Below are 15,757 nucleotides of genomic sequence, written 5' to 3'. Positions count from 1 at the left end.
CCCGCTCCGCGCCCGCGCTTCGGGTGCTCTCCCGTGCCCCGAGGTACGGTCCTCGGCGGGCATTGGTGAGCGCTGCCGCGCCCGTCGGCCGGAACGCCGTCCGGGCCGGACATCGCGTCCGCCCCGTCGTGCGGAGCCGTGCCCGTCCCGCCGGGCGGGCTGTGCACGTGCCGATGGCGGGCCGCGCACGACCCGCGTCGTCGGATGGGCCGCGCCCGCCGTGCGTACGGACCGCGCGCGCCCCGCGCCGTCGGCGAAGGGGCACCCGGTCGGCACGGTGCGGGCGTGCCCCGGGCCGTCAGGCGGACTGTGAGCGGGCGGTGGGTTCCGGGCCGCCCGAGCCGCTGCGCTTGGCCGCCAGCTGGCGGCCGAGGGCCAGCGCGGCGGTGCGTACGGCCGGGCCCATCCGTTCGATGTCCAACTGGGTGCTCCGGCCCGTCGCCGACAGGGCCGCGATCGCCCGTCCGTCCGCGTCCAGGACGGGCGCCGCGACGCAGACCGTGCCCACGCCGGACTCCTCCCGGTCGTAGGCGATCCCGGTCCTGCGGATGTTCTCCAGCTCCCGCAGCAGCGCTCCCGGTGTGACGACGGTGAACGGGCTGCACGGCGTCAGCCCCGCCCTGATCCGCTCGGCCGGAACCTCGGGCGGCGAGAAGGCCAGGATCGCCTTGCCGACCCCGGTGGCGTGGGCGGGCATCCGGCCGCCGACCCGCGAGGGCAGGCCCGGGTAGGCCTTGCTGCCCAGGATCTCGATGTAGAAGACCTCCACGCCGTCGCGCACCGCGAGGTGCACCCTGGCGCGGGTGACCTCGCGCAGGTCCTCCATGAGCGGCAGCGCCGCCTCCCGCAGATCGCGCCGCCGGGGCACCAACTGGCCGAGTTCGAACAGGTGCAGCCCCAGCCGCAGCCCGCGCGGCGTCTGCTCCAGCAGACCGAGCCGGCACAGCTCGACGGCGAGCCGGTGCACCGTCGACTTGGCCAGCCCCGTGCGGCGGCCCAGCTCCGAGACGGTCACCGCGGCGTCGTCCGGCGAGAACGCGTCCAGCACGGAGACGGCACGGGCCAGGACGGAGGGTGCGGGAGCGTCCCGCTCAGTGGGAAACATCAGTTGCATTCTTGGCGAGATCTGGGCCACAGTCCAGGCACGCGAGGCTCTCAATGAGGAGGTCCCCTGTGGTTGCGATCACCGATCCGGCTCGGTCCACCCGCATCCCGGTGCAGACGCGGAACCAGGGGGAACCGCCGGAAACCGCCGATGGCGCGTTGCGGGACGGCGGCCTGAGGTCGGTGGGCGCGGCCCTCGACGTACTGGAGTGCTTCGCCCTCGAGGAGCAGTTGGGCGTCAGCGACGTCGCCCGGCGCCTGGGAGTGGCCAAGAGTACCGCGCACCGGCTGCTGAGCGCGCTGTGCGCGCGGGGACTGACCGAGAAGGATCCCGCCACCCGCCAGTACCGGCTGGGCATGCACCTGGTCGAGCTGGGCCAGATCGCGCACAGCCGGCTGGAACTGCGCAGGGCCGCCTTCCCGATGCTGGAGGAACTGCGCGAGGTCAGCGGGTGCACGGTGCACCTGTCGATCCCGGACGGCGTCGACGTGCTCCAGATCGAGCGCCTGGAGAGCATCCGCGCGATCCCGCTGATGGCGCACGTCCGCCGCCGCTGGCCGCTGCACGCCACCAGCTCCGGGAAGGTGATCGCGGCGTTCGACCCCGGCCTGGCGGCGGCCCGCGCGGCGGCCGGCTTCCCGTCCTGCACCGAGCGCACGATCCGCAGCGCCGACGAGTTCGGCCGGGCGCTGGAGCAGGTGCGCCGCACCGGCTACGCCACCAACCTCAGCGAGGCCAAGGACGGCGCCGCCTCGGTGGCCGCCCCGGTGCGGGACCGGTCGGGCAGGTCCCGGGCCGCGATCTCCCTGGTCGGCTCGACCGCCGAGATCGCCAGGGACCTCGGCCGTCAGGCCCAGCTGGTGACGGTCGCCGCCCGCAAGGTCGCCCAGTGTCTGGGGGTGTGAGCACGCCCACGGCCTGTCCCGAGGAGATCGCCGGCACGGAGTGCTACCCGGGCTTCCGGCCGGAGCACGCCGAGTCGGCGTACGCGGTGGAGCCGTTCCGCCCCTTCGACGAGCCGGACGGCTCCCGCCTGTGGTTCCTCGACTTCCACTGGCCGCGCGGCCTGACCCCGCTCGGCCTGCTGGTCAACCAGGACGGCTACGGCTGGGGCTCCCAACTGGCCGCCGAGTGCCTGCCGCTGCCCGGGAGCCGCGGGATCACCCAGCGTCTGGTGGGCACCCACACCTACGCCGCGGCGATCCCGGTGGCCTCCGAGTACGAGCGCCGGGCCAGGGCCGACCGGCTGCGCGCCGCCCTGAACCGCTTCCTGGAGGAGTTCCCGCGGATCTGGGCCGCCCGGGAGGCGGAGGTCGAGCAGTGGTGGCAGCGGCTGTGGTCGACCGACCCGGCCGGGCTGGACGCGGCGGACCTGGCCGCCCACCTCGCCGAGACCCGGCGCTTCCACCGCCGAGCCTTCGAGATCCACTTCGAGGTGATGTACCCGCTGCTGGCCAACCACGTCGCCTTCCGCCGCCTGTGCGACTCCCTGGGCGTGGACCCGGCCCTGGTCGGCGTGCTGCTGCAGGGCGAGCGGACCCGGGTGATGGACACCGACCGGGCGCTGTGCGAGCTGGCGCGGGCCGCCCGGCGCGCGGGCGTGTCCGCCGCCGTGCTCACCGCCGCGCCCGGGGAGCGGGTGCTGGCCGGCCTCACCGCGGCCGGCGGCGCGCGGGCCGCCTGGGTCACCGCGTTCGGCGACTTCCTGCGAACGCACGGCCACCGCACGGAGGGCACCTCGGACGTGGCCCTGCCCAGCTGGCTGGAGGACCCCGCCCCGGCCCTCAGAGCCATCGCGTCCTTCCTGGATCTGCCCGCCGAGCACGACTTCGACGCCGAACTGGCCCGCGCCCGTCAGCAGCGCGACGCCGCCGCCGACGCGATCCGCGGCTCCCTCGGCGGTCGGGACCAGCGGCTGTTCGACGCCGCCCTCGCCTCCTGCCGGGCGGCGAACCTGCCGAAGTGGCAGGACGACCACAACGTCTCCCTCGACCTGCGGATCGCGCTGCCGCTGCGCCGGGCGGCCCTGGAGACCGCCGCGCGGGCCGGAGCGGACCGCGCCGACGACGCCGTGTTCCTGTTCTGGCCGGAGCTGGCCGCCCTCGCCGGGGGACGCTCCCGGTACGCGGCCCTGCGCGGCCTGGTGGGGGAGCGGCGGGACTTCTTCGAGCGGTGGCGGGCCCGCCGGCCGTCGTTGCCGAAGGTGCTGGGCAGCCTGACCGACGACGCCCCGCAGGACCCGGTGGTGGCCGAGGTGTTCGGCATCGACCGCACCTTCCTCGGCAACGTCCGGGCGGCGGCCACGCGGACGGTCACCCGGCTCGACGGCGTACCGGCGGCCCGCGGCACCGCCCGGGGCAGGGCGCGGGTGCTCACCGACGCGGAGGGGCTGTCCCGGCTGCGGCCGGGGGACGTCCTGGTGTGCGAGTCGACGTCCCCCAACTGGACGCCGGCCTTCGCGGTGATCGCGGCATGCGTGTGCGACTCGGGCGGGATCCTCTCCCACGCCGCGATCGTCGGCCGGGAGTACGGCGTGCCCACCGTCACAGCGGTCGGCTCGGCCACCCACGCCATCCGCGACGGCGACGAGGTGGAGGTCGACGGCACCCACGGCACGGTGCGGGTGCTGCGGCAATGAGGACCTCGGCACGCGGGCGCGGACACGCGGCGGGGCGGAGGCTCCGGCCGTGTACGGCCGTGCCCGCCGCGCCGCCGCGACGACGAGACCGAATCCGACGGTCAGTCCGACGGCCCATCCGACGGGCAGTCCGACAGGCACTCCGACAAGCACTCCGACGGGCCCCCGTGCCCCGTGCGCGTGCCACGGCCCTCACGACGGCACGCCGGCGCGCGTCCGCACCCGCGACGCCGCCCCGGCCGTGCGTGCCCGCCGGCCGGTCACCGTCGGAGCGGGTCCGGGAGAGGACGGTTCCCCGATGACGGGACATCGGCTCGTGGTGTCGCCGGACGACCTGGCCAGAGCCGGCGGCGCCGCCGTCACCGGGGTCAAGCTGGCGCGTCTGGCGCGGCTGGCGGGGGCCGGGCTGCGGGTGCCGGGCGGGTTCGCGGTCACCGCGCACGCGTTCCGGCGCCACCTGGCGGACTCCGGTCTGGCCGGCGTCCTCCCCGCCCGCCTGGCCGCCCTGCCCGGTCCGCTGGACCACGCCGCCCTCGCCGCCGCCTCGGCCGCGCTGCGCCGGCTGGTGCGCGACACCCCGGTCGCGGGGCCGCTGCGCGCCGAGATCACCCGGGCCCACGCCCGGCACTGCCGCGGTCCCGTCGCCGTCCGCAGTTCCGCGGTGGCCGAGGACGGCGCCGACCACAGCTTCGCCGGCATGTTCGACAGCTTCCTCGGCGTGCGGTCGCCCGACGAGGTGGTGGCCGCGGTCCAAGGCTGCTGGGCGAGCCTGTTCACCCACCGGTCCCTCGCCTACCGGATGCACGCCGGACTGCCGGTCGACGCCCTGGCCATGGGCGTGGGCGTCATGGAGATGGTGCCCGCCCGGGTCTCCGGAGCGGCCTTCTCGATGCATCCGGTGACCGGGCGCCGGGACCGGACGGTCGTCGAGGCCGCGCCCGGCGTCGGCGGCGCCGTCGGCGGCGGGCCGGAGCCCGAACGGCTGGAGGTAGCGCGCCCCGGCGTGCGTGTGCTGCGGCGCGAGTACGGCAGCGCCGGCCGCCCCCTGCTGTCGGACGAGGACCTCCGCCACGTCGTCGACGCCGTCCACCATGCGGAGGACGTCCTCGGCCACCCCGTGGACGTCGAATGGGCCCTCGACCCCCAGGGCCGGGTGTGGCTGCTCCAGGCCCGCCCGGTGACCGGCGCCGCACCGGACGATGCCGGCCCGGACGACGACATCGTCTGGGATCCGGCCGCCTACCTCAGCGGTCTGTGACATACGCCACTTTTCCGGCCGTTCCGGACCAAGGAACACGACAGGCGCCCGGCGCCGGACCTGCCTAGCGTCACTGCCAGGCGTACCGACGCGGCACACCCCGCCCGCCGGGCCGCATCCGAGTGCCGAACTGGAAGAAGGTCCCACGTGGAAGTGGTGTCCCGGGCCGAGGCGGCCGGGCTCCTGGCCGAGGCGTACGCCTCGCGCAAGCCCGTCGAGCCGCTCAGCGAAACGTACGACGGCATGACCCTGGAGGACTCCTACGAGATCCAGGTGCTCCAGATCCAGGCCCGCCAGGCCGCCGGGGCACGGGTCAGGGGACACAAGGTGGGCCTGACCTCCCTGGCGATGCAGCGTCAGATGGGCGTCGACCAGCCCGACTACGGTCACCTGCTGGACGACATGTTCCATCTGGAGCACCAGCCGATCCCCGCCTCCGCCTACCTCCAGCCGCGCGTCGAGCCGGAGATCGCGTTCGTGCTGAAGCGCCCGCTGCGCGGCCCCGGCGTCACGGCGGCGGAGGCGGCCGCGGCCGTCGACTTCGTGCTGCCCGCCCTGGAGGTCATCGACAGCCGGATCAGGGACTGGAAGATCGGCATCCTGGACACCATCGCCGACAACGCCTCCTCCGGCGGAGTGGTGCTCGGCAGCCGCCCCACCCCTCTGCACCAGGTCGATCTGCGGCTGTCCGGCTGTCTGCTGCACCGCAACGGCGAACTGGTGGCCACCGGCGCCGGCGGCGCCGTGCTCGGCTCGCCCCTGAACTCGCTGGTGTGGCTCGCCGACACCCTCGGCGCGCGGGGCGTCGTGCTTCAGCCCGGCCAGGTCATCCTGCCCGGCTCGGTGACCGCGGCGGTCGCCGTGTCCCCGGGCGACTCGTTCACCGCGACGTTCGCCGGCCTCGGCTCGGTGACCGCGTGCTTCGCGAAGGAGAACTCATGAGCGGCGACGGAAAGCGGCGCGCCACCGCCGCCATCGTGGGCCCCGGCAACATCGGCACCGACCTGATGTTCAAGCTGCTGCGGCACAGCGAGATCCTCCAGCCGCGGTTCATGGTCGGCGTCGACCCCACCTCCGACGGCCTGGCCCGCGCCAGGCGGATGGGGCTTCAGACCAGCCACGAGGGCGTGGACTGGCTGCTGCGCCAGGACCCGCTGCCCGACGTCGTCTTCGAGGCGACCAGCGCCTACGCCCACAAGGCCAACGCCCCCCGCTACGCCGAGGCGGGCATCGTGGCCGTGGACCTCACCCCGGCCGCCGTCGGCCCGTTCGTCTGCCCGCCGGTCAACCTCGACCTCAACCTCGACGCGGCCAACGTCAACATGATCACCTGCGGCGGTCAGGCCACCGTACCGATCGTGTCCGCGGTGTCCTCCGTGGTGCCCGTGGAGTACGCCGAGATCGTCGCCTCGATCGCCTCCCGCTCCGCCGGGCCCGGCACCCGCGCCAACATCGACGAGTTCACCGAGACCACCTCCACCGCGATCGAGAAGGTCGGCGGCGCCGGCCGCGGCAAGGCCATCATCATCCTCAACCCCGTCGAGCCGCCGATGGTCATGCGCGACACGGTGTTCTGCGCGATACCCGCCGAAGCCGCCGAGCCAGGTCCGCTGCAGGACAAGGTCACCGAGTCGATCCACGCCATGGTCGCCGCCGTGCAGGAGTACGTGCCCGGCTACACGCTGCGCGCCGAGCCGCAGTACGACCCGGCGCGGACCCAGTGGCGCGGGATGGCCCGGGTCGCGGTGTTCCTGGAGGTCCGCGGGCGCGGCGACTACCTGCCCGACTACGCCGGAAACCTCGACATCATCACGGCCTCGGCCGCCCGGGTGGGCGAACTGCTGGCCGCCGCCCGCCTCGCCGAGCAAGGAGTGACGGCATGAGCACCCCACCCGAGAACCCGCGCGACCTGCGCATCACCGACTCGACCCTGCGGGACGGCTCGCACGCGATGAGCCACCAGTTCACCGAGGGCCAGGTGCGGGCGATCGTGCACGCGCTGGACACCAGCGGCGTCGAGGTCATCGAGGTCGCGCACGGCGACGGCCTCGGCGGGTCGAGCTTCAACTACGGCTTCTCCCTGGAGGACGAGTTCGACCTGATCGCGGCGGCCGTGGACGAGGCCGAGCGGGCCCGGATCGCGGTGCTGATGCTGCCCGGCCTGGGCACCGTCGAGCACCTGAAGCGGGCGCAGTCGGTGGGCGCGTCGGTGGCCCGGATCGCCACCCACTGCACCGAGGCGGACGTGTCCGTGCAGCACTTCGGCGCGGCCCGCGACCTCGGCATGGAGACCGTCGGCTTCCTGATGCTCTCCCACCGCATCGGCCCCGAGCAGCTCGCCAGGCAGGCGCGGATCATGGTCGACGCCGGCGCCCAGTGCGTCTACGTCGTCGACTCCGCCGGCGCGCTGGTGCTGTCCGACGCGCAGGCCCGGGTGCGGGCGCTGCTCGACGAGATCGGCGACCAGGCGCAGGTCGGCTTCCACGGCCACCAGAACCTCTCCCTCGGCGTCGCCAACTCCGTCCTCGCCTACCAGGCGGGCGCCCGGCAGATCGACGGCGCGCTGTGCGCCCTCGGGGCCGGCGCGGGCAACGCGCCGACCGAGGTGCTCGCCGCCACCTTCGACCGGATGGGCATCCACGCCGGCATCGACGTCCAGGGCGTGATGTCCGCCGCGCAGGACGTGGTCAGGCCGGTCATCCCCCGGCTGCCGTGGATGGACCGCTCGGCGATCGTGCAGGGCCACGCCGGGGTGTACTCCTCGTTCCTGCTGCACGCCGAACGCGCCTCCGAGCGCTACGGCGTCCCCGCGCACGAGATCCTCGAACGGGTGGGGCAGGCCGGGTACGTCGGCGGCCAGGAGGACATGATCATCGACATCGCCCTGCAGCTCGCGGAGGAACGCGATCTCGGCGACCTCGCCGCCCAGGGGGTGCGCTGATGACGACGACCTGGGACGTCGACCGGGCCGCACGGGTGCTGCTCGGCTGCGAGGACGACCGCAGAGACCGCCCGCCCCTCACCGACGAGTGGCCGGAGCTCGACCTGGCCACCGCCTACCGCGTCCAGGACGAGACGCTGCGCCGTCGGCTGGACCGCGGCGAGCGGCTGATCGGCGTCAAGCTGGGCCTGACCAGCCGCGCCAAGCAGAAGCGGATGGGCGTCGACTCGCCGCTCACCGCCTGGCTGACCGACGCCATGGTGCTGCCCGCGGGCGAGCCCGTGCCGCAGGACCGGCTGATCCACCCGCGGGTGGAGCCGGAGATCGTCTTCGTGATGAAGGACCGCCTCGCCGGACCCGGCGTGACGGCGGCGCAGGCGATGTCCGCGGTGGGCACGGTGTTCGGCGGCGCGGAGGTCATCGACAGCCGCTACCGCGACTTCCGGTTCACCCTGCCGGACGTGGTCGCCGACAACGCCTCCTCCGGCGCCTACGTCACCGGACCGGTCGGCCTCGACCCGCGGTCCCTGGACCTGGCCATGGAGGCGGTGCTGGTGGAGGTCGACGGCCGGATCGTCGACTCCGCCACCGGAGCCGCCGTGCAGGGCCACCCCGCCGAGGCGCTGGCCCTGGCGGCGAACGACCTCGGACGCCGGGGCCTGGCCATCGAGCCCGGCTGGGTGGTGCTGACCGGCGGGATGACCGACGCGGTGTTCGCGCCGCCCGGCGCGAGCATCGCCTGCCACTTCACGCACCTCGGGTCGGTGTTCCTCAGCGGCGGGCCGGCCGCCGGGGAGGGGGAGGGCTGATGCCGCTGGTCGAGGTCACCCTCACCGAGGGCCGTACGCCCGAGCAGGTGCGCGCGCTGATCAGCGAAGTCACCGCCGCCGTGGTGCGGGCGGTGGGCGCGCCCCAGCAGAGCGTCCGGGTGGTGGTGCGGGAGATACCCAGGACGCACTTCGCCGCAGGAGACGTGACGATCGCAGAAAGAGAGTCGACCCATGGCTGACAAGGAGTTCTTCGGGCACGTGATCGACGGGGTGGAGGGGGAGTCACTGGACGGCGCCCGCTTCGACACCGTCGATCCGTGGACCCGTGCGGCCTGGGCCGAGGTGCCCCTGGGCGGCGCGGCGGACGCCGGCCGTGCGGTGACCGCGGCGCGCCGCGCCTTCGACGAGGGACCGTGGCCGCGGATGGGGTTCGCCGAGCGGGGACGCATCCTGCACCGGCTGGCGGACCTGATGGAGGAGCACACCGACGAGCTGGCGCTGGCCGACACCCGGGACATGGGCAAGCCGCTGGTCCAGGCCCGGCACGACGTGGCCCGCTCGGCGCAGAACTTCCGCTTCTTCGCCGACCACGCGCGCCTGTCGACCGGCGAGACGCTGCCGATGGACTCCGGCCACCACAGCTACACCCGGTTCGAGGCGGCCGGCGTGGTCGCGGCCATCGCGCCGTGGAACTTCCCGCTGATGCTGGAGACCTGGAAGGTCGCCCCGGCCCTGGCCTGGGGCAACACCGTGGTCCTCAAGCCCGCCGAGGACACCCCGGTCTCCGCCACCCTGCTGGCGCGGCTGGCCTTGGAGGCCGGGATGCCGCCGGGCGTGCTCAACGTGGTCCACGGCTACGGCCCCGACTCGGCCGGGCAGGCCCTCACCGAGGACCCCCGCGTCGACCGGATCACCTTCACCGGCGAGTCCGGCACCGGCCGCGTCATCGCCCGCGCGGCGGCGGCCAACCTGACCCCGGTCAGCCTCGAACTCGGCGGCAAGGGCGCCAACATCGTCTTCGCCGACGCCGACCTGGACAACGCGGTCGACTGGTCGGTCCAGGCGATCTTCCGCAACGCGGGCCAGGTCTGCCTGGCCGGCAGCCGGCTCTACGTGCAGCGGGAGATCTACGACGAGTTCCTCTCCCGCTTCACCGCCGCGGCCGAGGCGCTGGTGATCGGCGACCCGAAGGACGAGGCGACCCAGTTCGGCCCGCTGGCCTCGCAGGAGCACTACACGAAGGTCCGCGGCTACGTGGAGTCGGTCGACGAGCAGGGCGGCAAGATGCTCACGGGCGGCCTCGGCGACGGCTGGGTGGTCAGGCCGACCGTGCTGGCCGACCTGCCGCTGGACTCCCGGCACGTCCGCGAGGAGATCTTCGGACCGGTGGTCGTCGTCCACCCCTTCGACACCGAGGCGGAGGCGGTACGGCTGGCCAACGACACCCCCTACGGCCTCAACGCCATGCTGTTCACCGAGAACCTGCACCGCGCGCACCGGGTCTCCGCCGCCCTCACGGCGGGCACCGTATGGGTGAACTGCTTCTTCGTCCGCGACCTGCGCGCCCCCTTCGGCGGCGTCGGCGACTCCGGCGTCGGCCGCGAGGGCGGCAACTTCAGCCGCGAGTTCTTCACCGAACCCAAGGCGGTCGTCATGCAGATCACCCAGGACTGACCGCCGGACCGGGGGACCGTCCGGGCGGCTGCCTCCACGCTGCGGGGGAAGGCAGCCGCCCGGGCCCGCGCCGTCACGCCCAGGCCGTCGAACCGCGGCCGCGGCGTGGTGACCGGGCAGGCCACGGTGGCAGAGTGGCCGCATGTGCGGTCGATACGTGTCCACTCGCAGCCCGCAGGAACTGGCCCCGCTGTTCGGGGTGACCGACTGGCGCGCCGACGAGACGCTCGCGCCGAACTGGAACGTCGCCCCGACCGACGACGTGTGGGCCGTCCTGGAACGCACGCCGAGGGACACGGACGGGACGGCCGCGGCGGAGCGGGAACTGCGGCCCCTGCGCTGGGGCCTGGTGCCGTCCTGGGCGAAGGACGTGAAGATCGGCGCCCGCCTGATCAACGCGCGGATGGAGACCGTGCACGAGAAACCCGCCTTCCGCCGCGCGTTCGCCCGCCGCCGCTGCCTGCTGCCCGCCGACGGCTTCTACGAGTGGGAGCAGGCCGAGGACCCCCGCACCGGCAGGCCGCGCAAGCAGCCGTACTTCATCCACCCCGAGGACGGACAGGTGATGGCGCTCGCCGGTCTGTACGAGTACTGGCGCGACCCGGCCGTCGGGCACGACGACGACTCCGCCGCCTGGCTGATGACCTGCACGATCATCACCACCGAGGCCACCGACGAGGCCGGCCGCGTCCACCCCCGCATGCCGCTCGCCCTCACCCCCGGCCACTACGAGGCCTGGCTCGACCCCGCCCACCAGGACCCCGACGAGCTGCGGGCCCTGCTGGACCGTCCGGCAGGCGGCCACCTGAACGCCCGCCCGGTCTCCACCGCGGTCAACAACGTCCACAACAACGGCCCGCACCTCCTCGACGAACTCGCGGCCTGACCCCGCCCGGCGGCCCTGGCCGTTCAGGGCAGGCGGCGGGCGCCGTCCAGGTAGCGCAGCACCGCGGCCACCCGCCGGTCCACCTGGCCGGCCGGCGACAGGTCGAGCTTGGCGAAGATGGAGCGGATGTGCTTGTGCACCGCCCCGTCGGTGACGACGAGCCGCCGCGCGATGGCGCTGTTGCCCAGGCCCTCCGCCATCAGCGCGAGGACCTCCCGTTCGCGGGGGCTGAGCCGTTCCAGCCGGTGGTCCTGACGGGAGCGGGTGAACAGCTGGGCGACCACATCCGGGTCGATGGCCGTGCCGCCGGACGCCACCCGGTGCAGCGCGTCGAGGAACTCCTCCACCCGGCCGACCCGCTCCTTCAGCAGGTAGCCCAGGCCGCTCACCCCGCCGGTGAGCAGCTCGGTGGCGAAGGTCTGCTCGACGTACGCGGACAGCACCAGCACCGCGAGGCCGGGCCTGCGGCGCCGGGCCTCGACGGCGGCGCGGATGCCCTCGTCGGTGTGGCTGGGCGGCATGCGGACGTCGAGGACGGCGACGTCGGGCCGGTACTCGTCGATGGCGGCCGGCACCCCGTCGGGGAAGCGGGCGGAGCTCGACGCCGAGGTCCCGGGCGACGCCGCGGGGGCCCTCGCCCGGGCTGTCGGGGCCGGCGTCCCGACCGGGGCGGGGCAGCCCCGGATCGAGGAGATCCTGCGCTCGGACGAGACGTTCGTGGAGGACCTGTTCGACGCCCTGCTGGACGGGCTGGGCTTTCCGGAGGCCACCTCGCCTTCTCCCCGGGAGCAGTAGGAGAACGTGTGGTCATACGGGACGGGTGACGGCGGGCTCGGCGGCCTTCACCCGCTCCGCCGCAGCCCGTCCGGGCAGCGTCAGCACCGCCGGACAAGCCAGCACGGCGACCGCGGCGAAGAAGCTGCGCCACTTCGACGGCGAAGAGCGAAGGCACGAGGGCCGGCCGCTTCCGCAAGGCCTGCGGCACGCCGGCCGGAGCCGGGGAGCTGTGCGAACACTGCGGCGCCGTACTGGACTTCCCCGACGACGCCGGGCTGGTCGAGGACCAGGGCGCGGCCGTACGGCGGGACTTCCAAGGGCGCGGCGGGCCCCGGGAGTGAACGGGAGTGAAGCCGGCCGGGCGCCCGCCCTCCACGGACGGGCGGTCAGCGGCGGAGCTGGGCGTTGAGCCGTGCGGCCTGCCGGGTGAGATGGTCACGCTCGGGGAGGTTGGGCGCCGCCCGGGCGGCTTCCGCGTAAAGCCGCGCCGCGGTCACCAGGTCACCGTCGCGCTCGTGCAGGTACGCCGCGACGGCGGTGTGGCGGGGCAGGGCGGGGTCGAGGACCGCGAGGGCGGCCAGACCGGCCCGCGGGCCGTCGGCCTCGCCGACCGCGACGGCCCGGTTGAGGCGGGCCACCGGGCTGTCGGTGAGCCGCACCAGTTCGTCGTACCACTCGACGATCTGCACCCAGTCGGTCTCCTCGGCCGTCCGGGCGTCCGCGTGCAGGGCGGCGACGGCGGCCTGGGCCTGGAACTCGCCCAGCCGGTCGCGGGCGAGGGCGGCCTGCAGCACGCCGACGCCCTCGGCGATCAGACGGGTGTCCCACAGGCCGCGGTCCTGCTCGGCGAGAGGGACGAGCCTGCCGTCCGGGCCGGTCCGCGCCCGGCGCCGCGCGTGGTGCAGCAGCATGAGCGCGAGCAGGCCCGCCACCTCCTCATGTCGGGTCATGGCCGCGAGCCGGCGGGTGAGCCGGATCGCCTCCGCGGCGAGGTCGACGTCGCCGGAGTAGCCCTCGTTGAAGACCAGGTAGAGCACCCGCAGCACCGTCGCCACGTCACCGGGCTGATCGAAGCGGACGCCCGCGACGGTCCGCTTGGCCCTGCTGATGCGCTGGGCCATGGTCGCCTCCGGCACGAGGTAGGCCCGGGCGATCTGCCGTGTGGTCAGACCGCCCACCGCGCGCAGCGTCAGCGCGACCGCCGAGGCCGGCGTCAGGGAGGGGTGCGCGCACAGGAAGTACAGCTGGAGCGTGTCGTCCCGCGCCGCGCCCGGCCCGGGCGCGGGCTCGCCCTCGACGAGTGCCTCGCGCCGCCGCCGGGAGGTGTCGGCACGGACGGAGTCCAGGAACTTCCGCCAGGCCACGGCGACCAGCCAGCCCATGTGGTCCCGCGGCGGATCGTCCGGCCACACGCGCACCGCTTCGATCAGCGCCTCCTGCACGGCGTCCTCGGCCGCCGCGAAGTCGGCTCCGCGGCGGACGAGGACGCCGGTCACGGCAGGGGCGAGGGTCCGCAGCAGGGCCTCGTCCACCGGGGTCACTCCGTGATGGTCTCGGGCGCGGTCAGGAACGGGCGCACCTCGAGCCACTCGTGGATCGGCTTCCCGCCCGCGCCGGGAGCCGCGGACAGCTCGCCGGCCAGCTCCAGCGCCCGCTCGTAGCTGTCGACGTCGATCACCATCCAGCCGGCGATCAGGTCCTTGGTCTCCGCGAACGGGCCGTCGGTGACCGGCGGCCGCCCCTCGCCGTCGTAGCGGACGAACGTGCCCTCCGGGGAGAGCGCCTGCCCGTCGACGAACTCCCCGGTGCCTTCGAGGCGGGCCGCGAAGTCCTGCATGTACTGGATGTGCGCCGAGACCTCCTCCGGCGTCCACTGGTCCATCGGCACGTCGTTGACCGCCGCCGGCGCGCCCCGGTAGTGCTTGAGCAACAGGTACTTGGCCATGGTGTTCTCCTCGGTGCGCTACGGCCCATTGTGGCCGTCTTCACCCAGGGGACGCGGCCGCACCCGCGATCTCGACATCCCTCCGCGATATTTTTCTCCCGGATGTCCGGCGCACCTCTTCGCTCCCGGATTTCCGGGAGCCGGCGCCCCGCGAGCAGGGCCCTCAGGAGAGCCGGGCGGTGATCTCCCGCTTGAGGATCTTGCCGCTCGGGCCCATCGGCAGCGCGTCCATCAGCCACACCTGACGCGGGTACTTGTACGCGGCCACCCGCTCGCGCACGAACTCCTGCAGCCCCGCGGCCGTCTCCTCGGCACCCGCGCGCAGGACGACCGCCGCCGCCACCTCCTCGCCGAGCCTGTCGTCGGGGACGCCCACGACGGCGGCGAGGGCGACCGCCGGGTGCTCGTGCAGCACCTCCTCGATCTCCCGCGGGTAGACGTTGTAGCCGCCGCGGATGATGAGGTCCTTCTTGCGGTCGACGATGTAGAGGTAGCCGTCCTCGTCCTGACGCGCCAGATCGCCGGTGCGCAGCCAGCCGTCGGGCACCGCGGCCGCGGTCTCCTCCGGGCGGTTCCAGTACTCCTTCATCACGTTCGGCCCGCGGACGGCCAGTTCGCCGACCGTGCCGGGGGCGACGTCCTGGCCGGCGTCGTCGACCAGCCGGACCTCGACGTCGCGGATGGGAGTGCCGATGGACCCCGGCTTGCGGGGGCGGTCGAGATGGTTGAAGGAGACGACCGGGCTGGTCTCGGACATGCCGAAGCCCTCGAGGATGGCGCAGCCGAAGCGGCGCTCGAAGGCGTGCAGCAGCTCCACCGGCAGCGACGCGCCGCCCGAGACGCACATCCGCAGGGTGGAGACGTCGGCCTCGGCGCCGGCCGGGTGCTGGAGCAGGGCCGCGTACATCGTGGGCACGCCCTCGAACACCGTCGCCCCGTCGCGGACGATGGCCTCGAACACGGTCGCCGGATCGAAGCGCGGGATGAGCGTGAGCGAGGCGCCGCCGAAGACGGCGGTGTTCATCGTGCAGGTCTGGCCGAAGATGTGGAACAACGGCAGACAGCCCACGATGACGTCCTCGGGCGTGAGGTGCTGCACGTCGGTGACGTTGACCTCCGTGTTGTGGCGCAGCCCCGCGTGGGTGAGCGCGGCGCCCTTGGGGCGGCCGGTGGTGCCGGAGGTGTACAGCAGGACGGCGATGTCGTCGCCGGCCACCGCGGCCACCTCGTGGAGCGGCTCCAGCGGCGCCAGCTCGGCGGCGAAGGCGGCGGGCTCCACGGCGATGTGCCGCACCCCGGCGGCGGCCGCGCCCTGCGCTCCCTCGCCCGGAGCCGCGTGCCACTCGAACAGCAGCACGGCGCCCGAGTCCCGCAGGTGGTACTCGGTCTCCCGGGCCTTGAGCAGCGGGTTCATCGGCACCACGATGCCCCCGGCGCGCAGGATGCCGTAGTAGAGCACCACGAACTCCGGCACGTTCGGCAGCATGAGGGCGACCCGGTCGCCCACCCGCAGGCCCTCGGTGCGCAGCAGCGCCGCGGCCTGCGCGCTCAGCCGGTCCAGTTCGGCGTAGTCGGTGGTCGCCGTCCCCAGCCGCAGCGCCGGCCGCTCGGGCTGCCGACGCGCCGTCTCCACCAGGAATTCCGCCAGATTGGCCATGATGCCTCCTCGCATCCCGCTCGCGGCTGACGGGTCCCGCCGTCACCGCTGCCGGAATGTTCACGCCCGGGACCGGACGGGTCCATGGCGGCGCGGACAGCTCCCA

At 74.2% G+C, this 15,757-nt stretch carries 16 protein-coding genes; 11 read left to right on the top strand and 5 right to left on the bottom strand.

The window, feature by feature from the left end; genetic code table 11:
- Positions 1-298: 298 nt before the first annotated feature.
- Positions 299-1,105: an IclR family transcriptional regulator gene (locus AB0G63_RS32390; RefSeq protein ID WP_360757627.1), complete on the bottom strand. Its 807-nt coding sequence runs from the start codon at positions 1,103-1,105 to the stop codon at positions 299-301.
- A 68-nt stretch (positions 1,106-1,173) separates the two neighbouring features.
- Between AB0G63_RS32390 and AB0G63_RS32385 the strand changes: the two genes are divergently transcribed.
- The 10 genes from AB0G63_RS32385 to AB0G63_RS32340 all read left to right on the top strand — a co-directional run bounded on the left by AB0G63_RS32385 (position 1,174) and on the right by AB0G63_RS32340 (position 11,272).
- Positions 1,174-2,010 carry an IclR family transcriptional regulator gene (locus tag AB0G63_RS32385; RefSeq protein WP_360757624.1) on the top strand — a complete coding sequence of 279 codons (837 nt, stop codon included), beginning with the start codon at positions 1,174-1,176 and terminating at the stop codon, positions 2,008-2,010.
- Positions 2,007-3,743: a PEP-utilizing enzyme gene (locus AB0G63_RS32380; RefSeq protein ID WP_360757621.1), complete on the top strand. Its 1,737-nt coding sequence runs from the start codon at positions 2,007-2,009 to the stop codon at positions 3,741-3,743. The genes AB0G63_RS32385 and AB0G63_RS32380 overlap by 4 nt, the downstream gene beginning before the upstream one ends.
- A 298-nt stretch (positions 3,744-4,041) precedes the next feature.
- Entirely contained in the window at positions 4,042-5,001 is a 960-nt protein-coding gene (locus tag AB0G63_RS32375) for a PEP/pyruvate-binding domain-containing protein (protein ID WP_360757619.1), read from the top strand.
- Positions 5,002-5,148: 147 nt separating this feature from the next.
- Complete coding sequence (locus AB0G63_RS32370; protein ID WP_360757617.1) at positions 5,149-5,943, top strand: 2-keto-4-pentenoate hydratase; 795 nt, start codon at positions 5,149-5,151, stop codon at positions 5,941-5,943.
- On the top strand, positions 5,940-6,884 hold the full coding sequence (locus AB0G63_RS32365) for an acetaldehyde dehydrogenase (acetylating) (RefSeq protein WP_360757614.1): 945 nt from the start codon (positions 5,940-5,942) through the stop codon (positions 6,882-6,884). Before AB0G63_RS32370 ends, AB0G63_RS32365 begins: the two co-directional genes overlap by 4 nt.
- The gene (gene dmpG, locus AB0G63_RS32360) at positions 6,881-7,942 is read left to right on the top strand and encodes a 4-hydroxy-2-oxovalerate aldolase (RefSeq protein ID WP_360757611.1); all 1,062 of its coding nucleotides are present in this window, start codon (positions 6,881-6,883) and stop codon (positions 7,940-7,942) included. The genes AB0G63_RS32365 and dmpG overlap by 4 nt, the downstream gene beginning before the upstream one ends.
- On the top strand, positions 7,942-8,751 hold the full coding sequence (locus tag AB0G63_RS32355) for a 4-oxalocrotonate decarboxylase (RefSeq protein ID WP_360757609.1): 810 nt from the start codon (positions 7,942-7,944) through the stop codon (positions 8,749-8,751). Before dmpG ends, AB0G63_RS32355 begins: the two co-directional genes overlap by 1 nt.
- Positions 8,751-8,951, top strand: coding sequence for a 2-hydroxymuconate tautomerase (locus tag AB0G63_RS32350; protein WP_360757607.1), 201 nt, complete (start codon positions 8,751-8,753; stop codon positions 8,949-8,951). The genes AB0G63_RS32355 and AB0G63_RS32350 overlap by 1 nt, the downstream gene beginning before the upstream one ends.
- Positions 8,944-10,386 carry an aldehyde dehydrogenase gene (locus tag AB0G63_RS32345; protein WP_360757605.1) on the top strand — a complete coding sequence of 481 codons (1,443 nt, stop codon included), beginning with the start codon at positions 8,944-8,946 and terminating at the stop codon, positions 10,384-10,386. The genes AB0G63_RS32350 and AB0G63_RS32345 overlap by 8 nt, the downstream gene beginning before the upstream one ends.
- Positions 10,387-10,528: 142 nt before the next feature.
- Complete coding sequence (locus tag AB0G63_RS32340) at positions 10,529-11,272, top strand: SOS response-associated peptidase (RefSeq protein ID WP_360757602.1); 744 nt, start codon at positions 10,529-10,531, stop codon at positions 11,270-11,272.
- 23 nt (positions 11,273-11,295) lie between these two features.
- Here AB0G63_RS32340 and AB0G63_RS32335 read toward each other — a convergent pair whose 3' ends face one another.
- Positions 11,296-11,793 (bottom strand): response regulator transcription factor, encoded by a 498-nt coding sequence (locus AB0G63_RS32335; protein WP_360757639.1) that lies wholly within the window; start codon positions 11,791-11,793, stop codon positions 11,296-11,298.
- A gap of 40 nt (positions 11,794-11,833) precedes the next feature.
- Between AB0G63_RS32335 and AB0G63_RS32330 the strand changes: the two genes are divergently transcribed.
- Positions 11,834-12,067 carry a hypothetical protein gene (locus AB0G63_RS32330; protein ID WP_360757600.1) on the top strand — a complete coding sequence of 78 codons (234 nt, stop codon included), beginning with the start codon at positions 11,834-11,836 and terminating at the stop codon, positions 12,065-12,067.
- Positions 12,068-12,435: 368 nt separating this feature from the next.
- Here the strand turns inward: AB0G63_RS32330 and AB0G63_RS32325 are convergent, their stop codons facing one another.
- The 3 genes from AB0G63_RS32325 to AB0G63_RS32315 all read right to left on the bottom strand — a co-directional run bounded on the left by AB0G63_RS32325 (position 12,436) and on the right by AB0G63_RS32315 (position 15,651).
- On the bottom strand, positions 12,436-13,581 hold the full coding sequence (locus tag AB0G63_RS32325) for a DUF6596 domain-containing protein (protein ID WP_360757636.1): 1,146 nt from the start codon (positions 13,579-13,581) through the stop codon (positions 12,436-12,438).
- A gap of 5 nt (positions 13,582-13,586) precedes the next feature.
- Complete coding sequence (locus AB0G63_RS32320) at positions 13,587-13,994, bottom strand: YciI family protein (protein WP_360757597.1); 408 nt, start codon at positions 13,992-13,994, stop codon at positions 13,587-13,589.
- Between the two features lie 163 nt (positions 13,995-14,157).
- Positions 14,158-15,651 carry a long-chain fatty acid--CoA ligase gene (locus AB0G63_RS32315; protein ID WP_360757595.1) on the bottom strand — a complete coding sequence of 498 codons (1,494 nt, stop codon included), beginning with the start codon at positions 15,649-15,651 and terminating at the stop codon, positions 14,158-14,160.
- Positions 15,652-15,757 lie beyond the last annotated feature (106 nt).

The organism is Streptomyces sp. NPDC020996 (assembly GCF_040641355.1).
Classification (GTDB): Bacteria; Actinomycetota; Actinomycetes; order Streptomycetales; family Streptomycetaceae; genus Streptomyces.
The sequence above is the reverse complement of the archived record's forward strand: the minus strand, read 5'-3'. Positions and strand labels throughout refer to the sequence as shown.